Raw genomic sequence first — 17,612 nt, 5'->3', positions numbered from 1 at the left:
TACAATAGTCAAACAATAGCAATTAGTCAATTAACCAAACAAACTACTATATTGTGGCGCATTCCTTAATGGATGCGCCCTTTTTATTTTTGTATACGTTAAAGCTAAATTAGGATCATGACTAAACTCCCCATTTATCAAGTAGATGCCTTCACTAATCAGCTATTTGGAGGCAATCCAGCAGCAGTAGTTCCCTTAACAGAATGGCTACCTACCAGTGAAATGCAAAAAATTGCGGCAGAAAACAACATTTCGGAAACTGCATTTTTCATCCCACAGGGTGATCATTATGAATTACGTTGGTTTACGCCTACCTTTGAAATTGATTTATGTGGCCACGCCACTTTGGCAACTGCCCATGTCCTATTTACGGCGTTAAACTATACTAAAGATGAGATTCATTTTCATACTTTAAAAGCTGGCACCTTAACCATAACGCGAAAGAACGATTTGTACACCTTAGATTTCCCTTCCAGACCCGTAGTAAAACACGAAGTTTCTGAAGCATTGATTGCAGCCATTGGCGATAAGAGACCAATAGAGGTACTTAGAGCTAGAGACATCATGTTGGTGTATCAGAGTGAGGATGATATTCAAAACTTAAAGCCGGACTTTTCCGCCTTGGCAAAAATCGATAAAGATGGGGTACTTGTAACCGCGAAAGGAAATAATTGTGACTTCGTTTCTCGCTTTTTCATTCCTGCAGCGGGTATAAACGAAGATCCGGTAACAGGTTCTACTCACTGTAACCTTATTCCCTACTGGGCTGAAAAACTAGGAAAAACACAACTCCATGCTTATCAAATTTCAGAAAGAAGAGGCGAGTTGTGGTGTGAGTTAAAAGGAGATCGTGTATTAATGAGCGGCAATGCTGTCACCTACCTTAAAGGTGAAATATATATCTAAAAAAACGAGGCAATTGATAGAAAACCAATTGCCTCGATAATAACCTTATCTTCCAAATTAAAAATCTGCCAACTTAGGCTTATTTCCTACAATCCCTTCTATTTCGTTCATTACTTCTTCCGTTAACAGAGGCAATACAGCTAACACCTGAAGGTTTTCCTGCAACTGCAGCACTTTAGAAGCACCTAAAATTACCGTGCTCACATTTGGATTTTTCAGGCACCAAGCAATAGATAACTTCGCTAAAGAAACCTCAAGCTTATTTGCCAATTGTTGTAGCTTCTCTGCCTTCTCCATTCTATCGGTAGCCAAAGTTCTATCTTTAAGCCATTCCAATCCCGCCATTCCTAACCTGGTACCTTCTACCCCACTATTGGTATATTTTCCAGACAAAATACCTGAAGCTAATGGCGACCAAATAGTTGTACCTAAACCATGATTGTTGAATAAGTGCAGATATTCGTTTTCCAGCTTATTGCGTTCAAACAGGTTAAACTGTGGTTGCTCCATGGTTGGCCCAATCAAATTGTACTGCTTTGCAACGGCAATAGCTTCCATAATTTCGGCAGCGCTCCACTCGGATGTTCCCCAGTATAAAATTTTACCTTGCTGTAATAACGTGTTCATGGCCCAAACGGTTTCTTCAATGGGCGTATTCTTGTCCGGACGATGACAGAAGTACAAATCAAGATAATCTACCTGTAAACGTTTCAACGCTGCATTACATGCTTCAACAACATGCTTTCGAGACAAGCCTACTTGATTAGGCCCTTTCTTTGCTGTTCCGAAAAAGACCTTGCTGGAAACTACAAACGATTCGCGATCCCAGCCTTTACTTTTAAGGATATTTCCCATTACTATCTCTGACTTCCCTTCGGCATAGCCTTCCGCATTATCAAAAAAATTGACACCAGCATCATAAGCAACCCCCATCAGTTCATCAGCTACTTTATCACTAATTTGGTTACCGAAAGTTAGCCAGCTACCAAATGAAAGGGCGCTTACCTGCAACCCTGATTTTCCTAGTCTTCTATATTCCATCATATGAAAATTTGATAGGGCAATTTAGAAAGTTATCGGCAGAGCGCCGCTCACCTCTTAATGATTTTACAAAAACAAAACTTTTTTGTTAGATATTCATAACTTTAAGCTTCAAAGAAAATTTATGAGAAGATTATTATTAATTATACCGTTGGCGTTTCAATTAGGCTGTGGCTCGGTAAAGGAAGCAAAAACGGTAAACAGTCAGCTGTTAAAGGATGTGGAAATTTTATCATCTGATGAATACGAAGGGCGTAAATCAGGCACTAAGGGCAGTGAGATGTCTAGGGCATACCTTACCAAACGTTTAAAAGAAATTGGTGTAGCTCCCCTCCCATCGTTAGGCTCTTATGAACAAAACTTCGAAATCAAAGGCAGAAACAGCATTACTAAAGGAATTAATCTAGTTTCGTATATAAAAGGTAAAACCGATGATGTGATTGTGATTTCTGCTCACTACGACCATATTGGGGTAATCAAAAACGAAGTGTATAATGGTGCTGATGACAATGCTTCAGGTGTTGGCGCACTATTAAGCTTTGTCAAGTACTTTAAAGAGCACCAACCTAATAACACTTTGGTATTCGCACTGTTTGATGCGGAAGAAATGGGACTTCAAGGCGCTAAAGCATTTGTTGCCAACCCTCCGGTAGCTTTAGAAAAAATAAAGCTGAACATTAACATGGATATGATCAGCCACAATGACAAAGGCGAGCTTTATGCTGTTGGAACTTTTAAATATCCTCAGCTAAAAAAATATCTGATTACCACTAATCCCAACGTAAAAATCATGCTAGGCCATGACGACCCTAAGCTTGGCCATGATGATTGGACCAACCAGAGCGACCAAGGAGCTTTTAACGCCAAAAATATTCCTTTCATCTACTTTGGGGTTGAAGACCATGTTGATTATCACAAAGCGACCGATGAGTTCAAAAATATTAATAAAGAGTTTTATGTGAATGCGGTAAGCGTTATCCAAGAAGTGATTTTAAACATAGATAAGCAAAGAGATATTCAAGCTATTTTCAGAGAAAATCTCCAGATGAAAAAGCAATAGCAACAAAAAATCCCAGCTTTAAAAGTTGGGATTTTTTGTTAGAAATCTATATCAACTATTGACTTTATTGGCACGTGAACGTTATTTTTCAATTGTAGATATTTTTCCGTAACTGACCATACGGTTGTGCTCACCTTTTTAACACCATGCTTAGTGTTAAAAGCAATGTCCGCTTTAGACTTAAATTCATTCCCTAACCTCTGCACAGAGGAAAGTTTAGACAACAACTCTTCAGACAACTGTACATCTGCAGGCAAAAACTCGGTTACGTCGATCTCTTCCTTTTCAATTAATTCCCCTATCATAAGTATTCAATTTTATGTGTAAACAAGCTTAACAATTTTTTACAAGAAAGACAATTTTGCATCTTAATTTTTAAGCAATATTTTGTAAAAATTTTGAATACAAAAAAAAGGCCGCAATTACGGCCTTTTCAATATTTTAACAGTTTTTTAGTTTTTTAACTTGAACCTATCTTCAACCATTCCTCTAAATTGACGGTCTACCAATTCCAAGCTAGCAACATTCTCCGTAGCTATCATGGTTTTACCAGAAGCATTTACTGATTTAGTAGCAATTAAGCCATTGGTAAAGGTTGCATTAGGAGCCAATATACTTAATGCAGCCTTAGTATAACCATCTCTGGCATCGCCAAAATCATACATGGCATTAAAAATACTATTATTTACATCGGTAATTAACTCCGAAGTGGAAACAGTAGGTGTCATTCCGTCAAAATAACCTCCTTGTCCCAAAGAGTTTTTGGTCTCGAATAATGAAAAATAAACGTCGTATTTATTCTCTATCGTTACAGGGAAAAAGCCAATAGGTTTGCCATAGGTAGTTCTTCCAACCAAGCTTACCGTCATATACGGCTTTAAGCTATTGATCACTAGCTCACTGGCGGAGGCGGTACTTCCACTTACCAAGAATACAATGTCTTTAACATTGGTTAGATTACCCTTTTTAGAAAATGAAGCGGTATTTGAAGCTGTCGAATAGTTAACATTTGCATACGTTAACATTACACCATTTGAACCATATCTAATTTTGCCGGCAGCATCTAACAAAGGTTGGTTGGACAATATTTTAGCATTACCTGATTGCATTGTTGAATTATAGTATTCTGTATACATTACCCCAGATGCAGTTGATGGCGCTATTAAGTTGATCAAATGCTCGGCAGTGCTTACATAGCCTCCACCATTATATCTTAAATCGACAATTAAAGCAGTAACACCGTTGCTTGCAAAATCATTAAAAATATTAGTTAATTCTGTTTCTGAATTAGCGGCATTTGAAAATCTAGCATAAGCTACGTAACCTATTTTTTTAGCTCCAGAAGTAAATATCTTAGTTTTGTAGATAGGACTACTTTTAAATACAGACTTAGTGAGGTTGTATGTTACGGTAGAACCATTTGCTTTTAGAACCTCTAAACTCATGTTAGTACTTGCCAAAGCTGTATTCAATGCACTATATTCTGAATTGTAGTTTGCCCCATAACTTACGCCATTAATCTTCTTGATTAGATCACCCCTAACAATACCTGCTTTTTCAGCAGGTGAGTTTTGATAAACAGCTCCTACATAAAAAATATAACCTGGATCATTTGAATAGGTAAAAATTGCAAATCTCATGCCCACATCATTTCCATTTCCCTCTAGATCAACTGAAGAAACGGGATCAATATATGCAGTTGGATTCTTATCTGTTTTATCAAAGATATATGAATATTTAGGGCTTGCAGAGCCTGTTGTCCATTCATATGGACTTGAATATTTGGCAATATTCAACAACTCTGTCTTATAGTTTGTCACATCCGTAGAACCAGAAGTATATTGCCTAGGATTAAAAGCATCATAAGTAGGCAATTTATCATTCCAATAGTAAATTTCTTTTGCGTAAAGAAAGATAGAATCTAAAGTCAGTTGAGTCCTACTTGATGTTGGCGAAGGAGTTTTGCTTTTTTTACAAGCAGCCAAAACCATCATTGATGCAATGGATAACATCAAGAAATATTTTTTATTCATTTTAGTAGTTAATAAGCATCACTAAATAACGAAATATTTTTTACAATATTTCTGTTACAGAAAAACTTTCTAGACTAGAATCTACGGAATTACTTTCAAATTGGTTTTTAGAAATAAACATTACAACATCATCTTTATCAATATTTTGCTCCTCTAATAATTTAACTAAAGTATTGTTTATCGAATTATCATATTCCGCTGTGAAATATACCTTCAAATATTCTTGCAACCCGTTCCATTCTATTTGCTTGATTTTATTGATGGCTTCTGCGGGATTGCCATCTGCCAGTATAAAAATACGAACTCTATCGGTTACCGCTTCCTGCAAAAGTTCTAATACCCCCTGAAAAAGCAACAACTTTAAGGGCAGTCGAGCTGTTTCAAAAAGCAGATCAAAATTATGTTCGTATTTATTGGGAATATTAAATTTTGCGGCAGTTTTAGCAAACATTTTTTGCGCTCCATTTTCTACATATTCCTTACTCATAAAATCAACAATGGCTTTCGCGTCAATTTGCTCAGAATAGGCCATAAATTCCGAGAACAGATAATAAACCTGTAGCAGGTAATCTTTTTGGGGATATAAAGCATCATCAAGCGTAATGACCAGTGCTTTTTTGTTTGATAGATATTTTTCGAAAGACATATTTGTAAGATACAGACGGTTTAAGAAGGATTTTGGATAGAGACCAAAGTAAAAGCCTCTGTTTCAGCATTAAAATAATAAGCACCATTCAAATTGGCCGTTAATGCTCTTGAAGTGGCTTCTGCATCTAGGAGTTCGGCACTAATAGGAACCCCCTTATCAAAAATAGCCCATTGTTTTGTTGCTGTTCCATTTAGCAATACTGCCAACTGCTCTGGTTCTGGCAATAAAACTTTCAGCCCAAATTCTTCAAATAATACCAGGGATTTTGAAACAGCTTCAATCTCCGCTTCGTACAAAGGGAGCAGCACATCAACGCCATGATCCAAACATTTGGCCAACAAGTTATGTGCTAAAACTTCGGCATTCCATGCACCCAAGCTGGCAAATTCATAAGCATTAACTTTGATGGAAGGGGCATCACCATAATCGCCTAAAATAATTGAAGCTCGGTCAAAAGCCTTTATCAACTTTAAAGAGGTGGCTGTTTTACCTCCGGTAATTAGAATTTTCAAGTTTTTAATTATTATGCAATTAATCCATCTTTCATGGTTACTACCCTATCACTAATTTGCGCTAATTCCGCATTGTGGGTAACAATCACAAAAGTTTGTTTAAAATTATCACGAAGACTAATGAAGAGCTGATGTAATGCATCGGCATTGGTCGAATCCAAATTGCCTGAAGGTTCATCGGCAAGTATAATAGATGGTTGGTTGATCAAAGCTCTGGCTACTGATATGCGTTGTTGTTCGCCTCCCGAAAGTTCGTTAGGCTTATGGTAGGCCCGCTCTTTAAGATCAAATAAATCCAATAATTCAAATGCCCGCTTTTCTGCTTCCTTTTTGCTCTTTTTTGCAATAAATGCTGGAATACAGATATTTTCTAGCGCATTAAATTCAGGCAATAAATGATGAAATTGAAAAACAAAGCCAATGTTTAGATTTCTAAAAACGCTCAACATCTCGCCCGACAATTTGCTAACCGAAGTTCCTTTTAGGCTAACTTCTCCTTCATCGGGCTGATCAAGAGTTCCTAAAATATGCAAAAGTGTACTTTTTCCCGCCCCAGAGGCTCCAATGATGCTTACAATCTCACCTTGTTCTACTTCAAAGTCTACCCCTCTAAGTATCTGAAGGTTTCCGTAAGCTTTTTTTATCCCTTTGGCTTTTAACATAGCGCAAATGTACTGAATTACAGCAAAAGCATGAAGTGCAAATAAACAAGCTTGAATCTTCATTTTGAAATTTATACCCCCATTCTATTCACCTTCTAACCAGCAAAGCTTGTTCACCTTAAATGTGCTAAAATCTATTAAATACTCAACGTCGTCTAAAAACTTTCAATAAAAAATTTGCAAATCAAAAATTCATTCTTAACTTTGAAACACAAAGCACTTTAAAATGAACCAAAAAGAACAATTAGATACGCTGAATGATATTAGGAATATCATGAACCGTTCTTCGAAGTTTATCTCATTAAGCGGACTATCTGGTATTTTTGCGGGAGCAACCGCACTTGTTGGTGCCTATTTTGCCCATCAAGCTTTAAAAGCATATGTGGCAGGCGACTATGGCTATGGCATGAAGGCTGATTTGGATATTAAAATTGAACTGTTAAAAATTGGTGCTTTAGTCCTTATTATAGCTGTTTTGGGAGGAATCTTTTTCACCTACCGACAAGGCAAAAAGAAAAATCTTTCGCTGTGGGACAATACCAGTAAAAATCTGATCATCAATTTATTTATCCCGTTATTTACCGGAGGGCTTTTTGTGATAGGACTTTTACTTAATCATAATAATGCTGTTGGTTTAATTGCTCCCAGTACTTTGGTTTTTTACGGCTTGGCACTTATCAATGCTAGTAAGTTCACTTATTCAGATATTCGCTTTTTAGGTATTTGTGAAATTATTTTAGGCATTATTGCCATGTTCAATATCGGATTAGGTTTGTATTTTTGGGCCGCTGGTTTTGGCATACTGCATATTTTGTACGGCAGCATCATGTATTTCAAATATGAGAAAGGTGAAAATTAAAAAATTTTAGGTATTGGATCATACGTTCGGTTATACCAACTCGTAAATCGTAATTCTAAAATCGTAAATAAACAAGATGAAAAACCCGATAGGCGCACTGAACAAGATTTTTGATAGCAGGATAAGGCTAGGCGTAATGTCGGTGCTTATTGTAAACGATAGCGTGAGTTTTAATGACCTTAAGCAGTTATTGGAACTTACCGATGGTAACCTTGCCTCCCATTTGAATACTTTGGAGCAAGCAGAGTTTATTAAAATGCACAAGGCTTTTATTGGAAGAAAAACAAACACCACTTATACGCTTACCGACCTGGGAAGACAAACCTTTAAAGCTCATTTAGATGCTTTAGAGAAAATGATCAAGGGAATTTAATTTTTTTTGAACCATAACTTTGAAAAACAAAGTACTTTAAAAACAAATAATAAAATCATGAAAACAGAAACAACATTAAAAACTACCGCCAAACAAAGGCTAATTATCACATTTGCTATGGTAGCAGTCATTTTAGCCATTCCATTGGTTGCTATGCAATTTACCAGTCAGGTTGATTGGAAATTATTCGATTTCGTCATTATGGGCATCCTATTAAGCATTACGGGCCTAGCCATTGAACTGGTTACACGCAAAGTAAAATCTGCCAATTGGAGGGTTATCATTACGTTGGGCATACTCCTAGTTCTTTGCTTAATATGGGTTGAATTAGCAGTGGGCATTTTCGGGACACCTTTTGCTGGAAGTTAACTCCCAGCAAATATTTTTTTTGAACTATAACTTTGAAATACAAAGCACTTTAAATAAAATGAAATATATCAATGGTGAATTGCTAATTGTTAATGTGGCAAAACGATGCGCCAGTACATCATTGTTTGTTGGCACCTGCATTTTCTTATTATATGCCTTGAGCGGCGTTCGCGATATCGTGATATTGGGCATTTGTTTTATACTTCTGGCTGTTTTTGTAAACGGACTGACCCTACTCATCTTATTACTGCATCTCATTTCCTATAGTGCTGCTTGGAGAAAAATTCTTCTGGCGGCACTCCTTATGCTCAGCAACATTCCCATAGCCATATTATTTGCCTGGCTATCTATCCAGATATCTGAATTAAACCATATCAAATTATGAAACAACAAATTGATTATCGGCTGATCCTCATAGCTATTGGCGGATTGATTTTCAATCTTCTATTTTGGAACGAAACCATTGGCTGCAACTTTGCCATATTCTCCGTATTGGTGATGATTGCCACCTTTACAGACCGCGATATCCCCTATCATAACCATAAACTGATTACCGCCATAGGGCATCTGGCCATCTCTTTCTATCTGATATACGACAACTCAACCCTAGCCATTGTCACCTGGTTCATTACCTTATTGATATATTTAGGCAATGCCCATTTTGAACTGTTAAAATCGACTGGCACAGCTTTGTTATTAGGCATGTTGCAAGCAATAAGTGGTCCTTATGGTATTATTAGAAAGCTACAGAATACCAAGCTGGGAAAAGTAAACGTAAAACCTATAATCAGGCCGGCGAAATATATTTTATTACCGTTTGTAATGGTGGCCATTTTCTGTTTTCTATACAGCATTGCCAACCCCATTTTCGCAAAATACACCAACACCATAGCCAATAGTGTCAGAGATTTCTTCATCAACCTATTCAGTTTCTTTTTTGTGGACATTAGCATTGAAAAGTTTCTTTTCATCCTGTTTGGATGCACCGTTACTGCTGGGATTATTGTCGGTATAAGAAGTAAGACCTTGACTGAAATAGAACTTGCCAACGAAGATCTATTAATACGTAAACGTAGAGATCTAAAAAGACCTTCTTTTGGTTACGAATTCCGTACGTTATTGGCAGGCAACTTGATCAAACGAAAAATGGCTTTGAAAACCGAAAACATCATCGGCATCATTTCTTTTGCAGGTTTAAATATTCTGTTATTATTGCTCAATAGTATAGATGTAGTTACGCTGTGGCTAAACAGAGCTATTGAAACTAACAAGAACTTTTCGGCTGACCTTCATGACGGCACTTATACCCTAATTTTCAGTATCGTTATTGCCATGCTAATCATCATTTTCTTCTTCAGTGGAAACCTTAACTTCTATCGTAAAAACAAATGGATCAAATTATTGGCCTATCTCTGGATTGCACAAAATGTGTTTCTGGTTGCTTCGGTATTCCATAGAGATTACGATTACATTTTTAATCATGGCCTTACCTATAAGCGTATTGGGGTATTGGTTTTTGCCACACTTAGCTTAATTGGGCTTATAACCGTATATATTAAGGTAGCCAAACACAAAACTACTTTTTATCTCTATCGTGTAAACTCAAAAATATGGTACGTGCTTTTGATCCTATTGAGTTTTGTGAATTGGGATGTAATGATTGTGAGCTACAACCTCAACCAATCTGACAAAATTGGCATAGACACTGAACATTTAATGAGCTTTTCAGAAAAGACCCTACCCCTACTTGAGAAAAACCGCGATAAATTAACCAAACATGTTACTTCCGAAGATCATTTTAGACCAATAAGTACCGACGTAGTTTCAGTAGTTCCAGATACTGTTTCCACTTCCATAGATAGCCTAGCCAAAGCTAAACCCTTAAGTGATTTGGAGCGCAAAACACTTGCAACCAAAAAGGCTCAGGATGATCTCAATGAGCACCTTGATAATAGAATAAAATGGTTTTTGAAAAAACAGCATATCGGTTCATGGGTATCTTTTAGCTATTTGGAATGGGAAGCAACGAAAGCGTTGAAGGAGAAACTTTAAACCAAGCACAAATGAAATGCTATACAGAAATTCAAATAGGCAGACAAAGTGCCATATGGTCCTTTTCGATAGGCACTTTCTTATTCTTAGCTTATTGTATTACCAACAGCTCAATTTTTTTAGTTATTGGACTATGTTACTTATTGCTGGCTATCCTTTACAATACCACCATCTTATTAATCGTAATCGTTTCTGCCTTTTCAAAAAAAGGAATGTTCGTTGAGCACCTTAAAGCCATTGGTTTAATGCTCCTAAACATTCCCGTGGTGTTAATTTATTTACATCTAATGGGCTTATTTAATTTTTAAAAACTAAGTAAAATGCAAACCTCCAAAAATTGGGTGCAATACTTTACACAAAACCTACAGCAACACCGAATCGATTGGAATATCGTTCCAAACTTGACTAGTAATGAACGACAAAACATCCTTAAATCATTACAGGCGTGGCAACTGGGCGAAACTTCCGATGGTTCGAATTTAATCAAGGCCGCTACCAAATATGCTTCGAAATCAAATGACGAAAATTACGTAGAGGCCATCAAACTATTCATCAAAGAGGAACAAAAACATGGTGAGAACTTAGGAAGATATCTAGACCTGATTGGTGAAAAAAGGATTAAGAAAAACTGGGGAGATAGCCTATTCAGGAAATTTAGGGGACTTCATACCGATATGGAGTTTTGGACCATAGCCGTAATCACGGTAGAAAGTGCCGCACAAATATTTTATCAATGTTTAAAAGATGCTACCAATTGCAAGCTATTAAGACAAATATGCACCGATATTTTAATAGATGAAGCGCCTCATATCTCCTTTCAAATTGAACGTCTACATGTCATTTTTAACCAAAAGAATAGATTGATGAAATACCTTACCTATAAATACTACTACGTATTTTACTTTTCTACAGCCTTGGTGGTTTGGCACGCACATCAAAAACTATTTAAAGCTGGCGGGGTGGATTTTGGAAGGTACTGGAAAAAAATGAGTTTGAAATTTGAGAAAACCATTGAAAAGCTTTCCAAAAAGAAATCAACAACTTACGCCAATATCTAAAAATAAAAAAACATGAAAAGAATCTTCAAATGGATATTAACAATAATTGGAATAATTTCGGGTACATTAATTATAATCTATTTTATCGGAATCACTTCTTTTATGATTCTTTTCGGAAAGAGATACAACGCTCAAGATTTAATCGAAAATTATAAGACAAATTCTAAACAAATAACCGAAATCATAACCTATATTAATTCTATCACTCCAAAGGACACACACATATCTCTAGAATTTGAGAGCAACAGAAATCTGGGCATATTTCATGTAAATGCTGCAGATATATCTGACAATAACTGGGATTTAAACATCAATTCTACAAAAACAGAATTTTTATTAAAAAAACTAGGCTGGTCTAAAGCGACCCTACTCAATATTAAAGAAAAATTAGATGAAGTAGATTGCATTTCTATTGAAAACGGCAACCCATTCACGATAGGATATCAAAGGAGTGGCATGGCCATGTTTTCTTACAAAATATTTGAAAAGCCTTTAACAGATAGTGAGCACAAACAATATAATGATGGATGCATGTTTATGCAATACAACAATAATGTAGTTCTAGAGTATGGAAGCGGGGCCACTGGTTCCCTTTGTTATGGAGATTTTAAAACAAAGAAAAAAGTCCTCTAAAGTAAGATTCATTAAAGCTATCCAATATAAAAAAACTAAAAAGAAACATGATTAAGGCTATCAACAATTTAACAATTCGTCCATTTAACCACAGCAATAAGTTAACATTGCGATTTCTTTACATTTAAATCAATTTTTCTATTGGCATAAAGGTTTGGAAATTGTAGATTTGGGCAAATTTTTAATCTAATGAATATCCACGAATATCAAGGTAAACAAATTCTAAAGAGTTTTGGCGTTGCTATACAAGAAGGCATTGTTGCTGACACAGTTGACCAAGCTGTTGAGGCCGCTAAACAAATGAAAACTGACTTTAACTCTGACTGGGTTGTGATTAAAGCGCAGATCCACGCTGGAGGTAGAGGAAAAGGAGGCGGCGTTAAGTTGGCCAAAAATTTGGATGAAGTAAAGCAAAGAGCTACCGATATTTTGGGCATGCAATTGGTTACCCCACAAACTGGTGCCGAAGGTAAAAGAGTAAACAAAGTGTTAGTAGCACAAGATGTTTACTACCCAGGTCCATCGGAGACTAAAGAGTTCTACATGAGCGTACTTTTAGATCGTGCTGCTGGCCGTAACATCATCATGTACAGCACCGAAGGCGGTATGGACATTGAAGAGGTTGCCGAGCACACCCCTCACTTGATTTTCAAAGAACAAATTGACCCTAAAGTTGGCCTACAAGGTTTCCAAGCTCGTAAAATTGCTTTTAACTTAGGTTTAAGTGGTGCTGCACATAAAGAAATGGTGAAATTTGTTGCTGCTTTGTACAAAGCTTACGATTCAACCGATTCTTCAATGTTCGAAATCAACCCAGTATTGAAAACTAGCGACGATAAAATCATTGCCGTTGATGCTAAGGTTGATTTAGACGAAAACGCATTATACCGTCATCCAGATTATGCAGCAATGCGTGATAAATTGGAGGAAGACCCAACTGACGTAGAAGCAAGCGAAAGCAACCTTAACTATGTAAAACTTGACGGTAACGTAGGTTGTATGGTTAACGGAGCTGGTTTGGCAATGGCTACCATGGACATTATTAAACTTGCTGGTGGTGAGCCTGCTAACTTCTTAGACGTTGGTGGTACCGCTAATGCTACAACTGTTAAAGCTGGTTTCAATATCATCTTAAAAGACCCTAACGTAAAAGCTATCTTAATTAACATTTTTGGTGGTATTGTACGTTGCGACAGAGTTGCTCAAGGTGTAATTGACGCCTATAAAGAAATTGGCGACATTAGAGTTCCAATCATTGTTCGTTTACAAGGAACCAATGCTGAGGAAGCTAAAAAATTAATTGACGAGTCTGGCTTGAAAGTTTACTCTGCAATCTTGTTAAAAGAGGCTGCAGACCTAGTAACCAAAGTGCTAGCTTAAAAAGTCATTAAGACACATACCAAAAAGACCAGTCGCTAGTCGAACTGGTCTTTTTTATTTTACAGATATTTCATTGTTTTTCAAAAAAGCAATTCTTAGCCCTTTGGCCAAGAAAGTCCCACTTTACACTACCTGCCTACCGCAGGCAGGCAATCTTTTTGTTTAACCATGCAATAAAATCTCGTTCCCGTGACTTACAAAAAGTATTTTCGCTACAATCGGGTTTAATAAACCAAAACCTGTATTCCAATCACTTAAACTGTTCTGCTACAGACAAAATATCTCGGACTTTTCTTAGTTTTATACAAATAACCAAACCACTTCATGGACAAATACCAAGAAACTTTCGAAACCTGGAACAAAGTCGCAAAAATTTACGAAGACAAGTTCATGGATATGGACCTGTATAACGAAAGCTATGATTTTATTTGTAAGAACATTACTGCAAAAAGCGCCAACATATTAGAAATTGGTTGCGGCCCAGGAAACATCACCAAGTACTTGCTAAAAAAAAGGCCGGATTTTAAAATTTTGGGTATTGATGTAGCTCCCAAAATGATTGAATTGGCACAAAAGAATAATCCCACTGCAAGCTTCAAAGTGATGGATGCTAGAGCAATCAATCAAATCAGTGATAGTTTTGATGGCATTATTGCGGGCTTCTACCTTCCCTACCTATCTGTTGAGGAATGCAATGAGTTCATCAGCAATTCAAGTAAACTACTGACAGATCGCGGCCTAATCTATTTGAGCTTCGTTGAAGGCAACCCCCAAGCCTCTGAATTTAAAACCAATCACGAAGGCGACAGGGTTTATTTCCAATATCATGAATTGGCAGAAGTAGAGACACAATTAAAAGCCAATGGTTTTGGCGACATTCACGTCTCCAAGGTAGCTTTTAAAAAACCTGACATACACACTATTGTAATAGCGAGAAAAAAATAAATACGATTAGATTTCTCCATGAGGTCGAAATGACGAACGTAGGAATGGCCAGAGCGATGATAACATAAATGAGATTACTTCACCCCACACCACCATTCTTCTGTTCGCAATGACGAACGCAGGAAATGCCCGTATTGGATCAACAACCCCGTAAAATAACAAAAGCCAATCAAAAATGACTGGCTTTTTATAGGTTGTTTAGGTTTAGTTTAAAATCTTTTCATCATTTCATTTGTTTTATGAAAAGCTCTGGCCATCCAACCAGAGCTTTAATCAAACCAAATATAAATGTACTTTTTTGTATGAACACCACAAATATAAAGTATTATTTTGATTTTAAAAACAAAATTTCAATTTTATAACATTATTTTTCAACAAAAACATCAAAAACAATAAAAATCAACTGATTAATTCAAAAAACAAACACAAAAAACAAACAAAAACCAATTAAATAATAAAATATAAGTTAAAAAACACGCAAAAAATCAATAAAAAATTAAAAACACATAAATAAAAACAATAAAATCACAAAAAAACATACAAAAACATAAAAACACATAAAAATTAAGTGAAAATTATTTGCAGTATATTAGCAATATAAATGAGCGGGATTTAGGCGTTAATTAGAAATACCATGAAAAAGAACGATGAAACTTTGAGCAGTCTTGACCTATTCGCCATTATTGGCCCTATCAATAGCATGATTGCAAAAAGCCTCAACATAAGTAAAAACAAAATCCTGCTAACCACCGAAAACGGCCTATCCATTATTGATCAAAAAGAAATCGCAACATTAAAGCCAGAACAAGTACCTGCAATATATAACGAAAGCCTAAGCTCGCCTAAAACAATTATTCGCAACGATATCATATTGCGAGACACCGAAGCTATTAAATTCTACTGCAGTACGCCTATAATTTCCAAAAACGGGAGTACTTTAGGAATAATCATCGCTATAGACAGTCAAAAAGACAATCTAAATGCCTCAGAAATCGTTTTATTTGAGAATATCGCTCAAATGACAGCTCTTGTCTTGGAAAAGCATTTCGAGACACAAAAAATCAAAAAAGTTTTTACCGATTTTCTCCATAAAACAGTCCACGACCTTAAAAACCCTTTCACCTCTATAGCCCTTACTACCGAATTATTAAAAAGAAAGGCTGACGACAGTAAAACCATCAATACACTGGCAGAACGTATAGAAAAAGCGAACGACAGGGTTTTCTCCAATCTGGAAAGATTAAAAATGGCTTTCCCGATTCACAATAACTCTTTCAAACTCAATGTGGAGGAGATTATCTTATCACAACTCCTGAAACAAATCAAACTAGATTTCGGGGAATATGATATTACCATAAAAAACGATAAAGAAACTGTTATTTATGGCGACCCACATCGGTTAAAAAATGCTTTCAATTATATTATAGAACACTTGGCAATCTTATCGGGCCCGAGGAGTATCCATTTCACATTAACAGAAAAAGAAAATTATATCGAAATCAGCATCGCAAGCCATCATACCGAAAGTTTTTACCTGTTAGAGGATGAACCGCAAAGCACTCCACTTTCCATTGCCAAAACACTGATTGAAATGCACAAAGGAAAAATCAGCACAGCTAGCAACGAACAAACGGGAAATTATTGTTTTTATATCTCCCTGCCTTTAACAACACCATAAAGATTAAACGAAACTACAAAGGTGCTTCCCTTTTCTTCGTTAGCCTCGTACCATATCTTGCCATCTTGCAACTCGGTAAATTCCTTACAAAGTAAAAGCCCCAGCCCCACTCCTTTTTCGTTATTAGTTCCAAAAGTTGAATGCGCTCTTAGCTTAAACAAGCTATCCTGTTCATCCTTACCTACTCCCAAACCGTTATCTTTAATCTTTATAAAGCAGTTTTCATGGTTTACTTCCATCGAAACCTGCACCTTTCCTCCTTCGGGAGTAAACTTAATAGCATTGTTAACCAAATTACGCACCACAATTAAAAACATATTCAAATCCGCAGCCACCAGCACTTCCTCTTTTAGAACTAAATCAAGGGCGATATTCTTCCTACCAGCGATACTCCTTTCCAAGCTCAATCCCTTGGTCAATTCCCTGAATACGTTCACTGCAATAATATCTACCCTAGCACCATCCAATTGAGATTTTGACCAAGCCAGCACATTGGCCAGCATCTCCGAGGTATCCTTAGTCACCTGCAGCAATCGCTGTTTAATTTTATCATTCTCTTCTTCGGTCATGTCTGTTTCTGCTAAAACCTCCAAATAGCCCAATATAGAACTTAATGGCGAACGAATATCATGCGCTACAATGGAAAACATCTTTGATTTTTCCGAATTTAGCTTTTCGAGCTCCACATTTTGGGATATTATCCTTTCGTTTCTTTCCTCAATTTCCGAATTTTTCTGAAAAACGATACTCCGCTCCTTATCATAATTGTTCCGAATAAAGACAATGCTCAAGCAGATCAACAAAGCCGCCACTGCGTATGTTACCGCAAAATCTATTGTTTTGGCCAAATTATCGACATATACATTTGGGATTGCCTCAGGGTTAAAATACTCGAATATCAATACTCCAAAAACGGTCATCACATTCAATGTTACCCAAACCATTAGCTCCTTTTTGGGGACCACTACAATGGTAATGAGCAATATCAAACAAAAGAGTACCATATTTGGTCCATAAATACCCGAATTGAAGAAATAATTAAGCAAAAAAGTGAAATTGGCCACCACCCCCAAACTTCTAATGGCCAATTTGGTTTTCCGTTGATTACGAGACAAGTAATAAAGCGCCGCCGAAAACAAGGTGCCAAATAAGCAGATTAGGGCAACTATCTTAAGACCAATATAATAGTTAAAGAAAATTTCTAAAAAAAGGGCAACAACAGCGATAACACAAAAAGTGTTGAAAATTCTCTCTTCTAGTGAAAATTTTTTGGGATTACCTATAATATAATCAGTATTAAGCCAGGAACGTAATTTTGCCACTGTTTATCGAAAAATAAGATTAAAACCAAACATAACTATATTCACCGAAAGATGGGCAACGTGACCTTAAAATTTAACGC

General features: G+C 36.5%; 20 protein-coding genes. 13 read left to right on the top strand and 7 right to left on the bottom strand.

What is annotated here, in order from left to right; translation table 11 throughout:
• The first annotated feature begins 117 nt into the window (after nt 1–117).
• The gene (locus tag ABDV71_RS09090; protein ID WP_343532130.1) at nt 118–906 is read left to right on the top strand and encodes a PhzF family phenazine biosynthesis protein; all 789 of its coding nucleotides are present in this window, start codon (nt 118–120) and stop codon (nt 904–906) included.
• A gap of 57 nt (nt 907–963) precedes the next feature.
• Here the strand turns inward: ABDV71_RS09090 and ABDV71_RS09085 are convergent, their stop codons facing one another.
• Nucleotides 964–1,947, bottom strand: coding sequence for an aldo/keto reductase (locus tag ABDV71_RS09085; protein ID WP_343532129.1), 984 nt, complete (start codon nt 1,945–1,947; stop codon nt 964–966).
• A gap of 124 nt (nt 1,948–2,071) precedes the next feature.
• On the opposite strand from ABDV71_RS09085, the gene ABDV71_RS09080 reads away from it, so the two are divergent.
• Entirely contained in the window at nt 2,072–3,007 is a 936-nt protein-coding gene (locus ABDV71_RS09080) for a M28 family peptidase (RefSeq protein WP_343532128.1), read from the top strand.
• A gap of 38 nt (nt 3,008–3,045) precedes the next feature.
• Here ABDV71_RS09080 and ABDV71_RS09075 read toward each other — a convergent pair whose 3' ends face one another.
• The 5 genes from ABDV71_RS09075 to ABDV71_RS09055 form a co-directional block, all read right to left on the bottom strand.
• Nucleotides 3,046–3,312, bottom strand: a complete 267-nt coding sequence (locus tag ABDV71_RS09075; protein ID WP_343532127.1) for a hypothetical protein — start codon at nt 3,310–3,312, stop codon at nt 3,046–3,048.
• Between the two features lie 147 nt (nt 3,313–3,459).
• On the bottom strand, nt 3,460–5,040 hold the full coding sequence (locus ABDV71_RS09070) for a S41 family peptidase (protein WP_343532126.1): 1,581 nt from the start codon (nt 5,038–5,040) through the stop codon (nt 3,460–3,462).
• Nucleotides 5,041–5,080: 40 nt separating this feature from the next.
• The gene (locus ABDV71_RS09065) at nt 5,081–5,686 is read right to left on the bottom strand and encodes a haloacid dehalogenase (protein ID WP_343532125.1); all 606 of its coding nucleotides are present in this window, start codon (nt 5,684–5,686) and stop codon (nt 5,081–5,083) included.
• A gap of 20 nt (nt 5,687–5,706) precedes the next feature.
• Nucleotides 5,707–6,201: a hypothetical protein gene (locus ABDV71_RS09060; protein WP_343532124.1), complete on the bottom strand. Its 495-nt coding sequence runs from the start codon at nt 6,199–6,201 to the stop codon at nt 5,707–5,709.
• Nucleotides 6,202–6,212: 11 nt separating this feature from the next.
• Nucleotides 6,213–6,863, bottom strand: a complete 651-nt coding sequence (locus tag ABDV71_RS09055) for an ABC transporter ATP-binding protein (RefSeq protein WP_343532210.1) — start codon at nt 6,861–6,863, stop codon at nt 6,213–6,215.
• 226 nt (nt 6,864–7,089) lie between these two features.
• Between ABDV71_RS09055 and ABDV71_RS09050 the strand changes: the two genes are divergently transcribed.
• The 11 genes from ABDV71_RS09050 to ABDV71_RS09000 all read left to right on the top strand — a co-directional run bounded on the left by ABDV71_RS09050 (nt 7,090) and on the right by ABDV71_RS09000 (nt 16,210).
• Nucleotides 7,090–7,722 carry a hypothetical protein gene (locus ABDV71_RS09050; protein WP_343532123.1) on the top strand — a complete coding sequence of 211 codons (633 nt, stop codon included), beginning with the start codon at nt 7,090–7,092 and terminating at the stop codon, nt 7,720–7,722.
• Nucleotides 7,723–7,798: 76 nt separating this feature from the next.
• Complete coding sequence (locus ABDV71_RS09045; protein ID WP_113649151.1) at nt 7,799–8,095, top strand: transcriptional regulator; 297 nt, start codon at nt 7,799–7,801, stop codon at nt 8,093–8,095.
• Nucleotides 8,096–8,152: 57 nt separating this feature from the next.
• Complete coding sequence (locus tag ABDV71_RS09040) at nt 8,153–8,464, top strand: hypothetical protein (RefSeq protein ID WP_343532122.1); 312 nt, start codon at nt 8,153–8,155, stop codon at nt 8,462–8,464.
• A 58-nt stretch (nt 8,465–8,522) separates the two neighbouring features.
• Entirely contained in the window at nt 8,523–8,849 is a 327-nt protein-coding gene (locus tag ABDV71_RS09035; RefSeq protein ID WP_343532121.1) for a hypothetical protein, read from the top strand.
• On the top strand, nt 8,846–10,516 hold the full coding sequence (locus ABDV71_RS09030; RefSeq protein ID WP_343532120.1) for a DUF4173 domain-containing protein: 1,671 nt from the start codon (nt 8,846–8,848) through the stop codon (nt 10,514–10,516). Before ABDV71_RS09035 ends, ABDV71_RS09030 begins: the two co-directional genes overlap by 4 nt.
• 11 nt (nt 10,517–10,527) lie before the next feature.
• Entirely contained in the window at nt 10,528–10,824 is a 297-nt protein-coding gene (locus ABDV71_RS09025; RefSeq protein ID WP_343532119.1) for a hypothetical protein, read from the top strand.
• A 12-nt stretch (nt 10,825–10,836) separates the two neighbouring features.
• Nucleotides 10,837–11,574, top strand: coding sequence for a ferritin-like domain-containing protein (locus ABDV71_RS09020; protein ID WP_343532118.1), 738 nt, complete (start codon nt 10,837–10,839; stop codon nt 11,572–11,574).
• 12 nt (nt 11,575–11,586) lie between these two features.
• Nucleotides 11,587–12,207, top strand: coding sequence for a hypothetical protein (locus ABDV71_RS09015; RefSeq protein ID WP_343532117.1), 621 nt, complete (start codon nt 11,587–11,589; stop codon nt 12,205–12,207).
• A 189-nt stretch (nt 12,208–12,396) separates the two neighbouring features.
• A complete protein-coding gene (gene sucC / locus ABDV71_RS09010) occupies nt 12,397–13,587 on the top strand; it encodes an ADP-forming succinate--CoA ligase subunit beta (RefSeq protein ID WP_343532116.1) in 1,191 nt (396 codons plus the stop codon).
• Nucleotides 13,588–13,911: 324 nt separating this feature from the next.
• On the top strand, nt 13,912–14,532 hold the full coding sequence (locus ABDV71_RS09005; RefSeq protein WP_343532115.1) for a class I SAM-dependent methyltransferase: 621 nt from the start codon (nt 13,912–13,914) through the stop codon (nt 14,530–14,532).
• Nucleotides 14,533–15,166: 634 nt separating this feature from the next.
• A complete protein-coding gene (locus ABDV71_RS09000; RefSeq protein ID WP_343532114.1) occupies nt 15,167–16,210 on the top strand; it encodes a GAF domain-containing sensor histidine kinase in 1,044 nt (347 codons plus the stop codon).
• On the opposite strand, the gene ABDV71_RS08995 is transcribed toward ABDV71_RS09000, so the two are convergent.
• Nucleotides 16,180–17,532 carry a HAMP domain-containing sensor histidine kinase gene (locus ABDV71_RS08995; RefSeq protein ID WP_343532113.1) on the bottom strand — a complete coding sequence of 451 codons (1,353 nt, stop codon included), beginning with the start codon at nt 17,530–17,532 and terminating at the stop codon, nt 16,180–16,182. The genes ABDV71_RS09000 and ABDV71_RS08995 overlap by 31 nt on opposite strands.
• Nucleotides 17,533–17,612 lie beyond the last annotated feature (80 nt).

Origin of the sequence: Pedobacter sp. (assembly GCF_039594775.1) — a bacterium.
Lineage (GTDB): Bacteria > Bacteroidota > Bacteroidia > Sphingobacteriales > Sphingobacteriaceae > Pedobacter.
Note: the sequence above shows the minus strand (reverse complement) of the source record. Positions and strands in the feature narration are given on the sequence as shown.

Excerpts from the sequence above, each read along its gene's own strand:
- ABDV71_RS09090 (WP_343532130.1), top strand. The coding sequence starts at position 118 with ATGACTAAACTCCCCATTTATCAAGTAGATGCCTTCACTAATCAGCTA.
- ABDV71_RS09085 (WP_343532129.1), bottom strand. The coding sequence starts at position 1,947 with ATGGAATATAGAAGACTAGGAAAATCAGGGTTGCAGGTAAGCGCCCTT.
- ABDV71_RS09080 (WP_343532128.1), top strand. The coding sequence starts at position 2,072 with ATGAGAAGATTATTATTAATTATACCGTTGGCGTTTCAATTAGGCTGT.
- ABDV71_RS09075 (WP_343532127.1), bottom strand. The coding sequence starts at position 3,312 with ATGATAGGGGAATTAATTGAAAAGGAAGAGATCGACGTAACCGAGTTT.
- ABDV71_RS09070 (WP_343532126.1), bottom strand. The coding sequence starts at position 5,040 with ATGAATAAAAAATATTTCTTGATGTTATCCATTGCATCAATGATGGTT.
- ABDV71_RS09065 (WP_343532125.1), bottom strand. The coding sequence starts at position 5,686 with ATGTCTTTCGAAAAATATCTATCAAACAAAAAAGCACTGGTCATTACG.
- ABDV71_RS09055 (WP_343532210.1), bottom strand. The coding sequence starts at position 6,863 with ATGTTAAAAGCCAAAGGGATAAAAAAAGCTTACGGAAACCTTCAGATA.
- ABDV71_RS09050 (WP_343532123.1), top strand. The coding sequence starts at position 7,090 with ATGAACCAAAAAGAACAATTAGATACGCTGAATGATATTAGGAATATC.
- ABDV71_RS09045 (WP_113649151.1), top strand. The coding sequence starts at position 7,799 with ATGAAAAACCCGATAGGCGCACTGAACAAGATTTTTGATAGCAGGATA.
- ABDV71_RS09040 (WP_343532122.1), top strand. The coding sequence starts at position 8,153 with ATGAAAACAGAAACAACATTAAAAACTACCGCCAAACAAAGGCTAATT.
- ABDV71_RS09035 (WP_343532121.1), top strand. The coding sequence starts at position 8,523 with ATGAAATATATCAATGGTGAATTGCTAATTGTTAATGTGGCAAAACGA.
- ABDV71_RS09030 (WP_343532120.1), top strand. The coding sequence starts at position 8,846 with ATGAAACAACAAATTGATTATCGGCTGATCCTCATAGCTATTGGCGGA.
- ABDV71_RS09025 (WP_343532119.1), top strand. The coding sequence starts at position 10,528 with ATGAAATGCTATACAGAAATTCAAATAGGCAGACAAAGTGCCATATGG.
- ABDV71_RS09020 (WP_343532118.1), top strand. The coding sequence starts at position 10,837 with ATGCAAACCTCCAAAAATTGGGTGCAATACTTTACACAAAACCTACAG.
- ABDV71_RS09015 (WP_343532117.1), top strand. The coding sequence starts at position 11,587 with ATGAAAAGAATCTTCAAATGGATATTAACAATAATTGGAATAATTTCG.
- sucC (WP_343532116.1), top strand. The coding sequence starts at position 12,397 with ATGAATATCCACGAATATCAAGGTAAACAAATTCTAAAGAGTTTTGGC.
- ABDV71_RS09005 (WP_343532115.1), top strand. The coding sequence starts at position 13,912 with ATGGACAAATACCAAGAAACTTTCGAAACCTGGAACAAAGTCGCAAAA.
- ABDV71_RS09000 (WP_343532114.1), top strand. The coding sequence starts at position 15,167 with ATGAAAAAGAACGATGAAACTTTGAGCAGTCTTGACCTATTCGCCATT.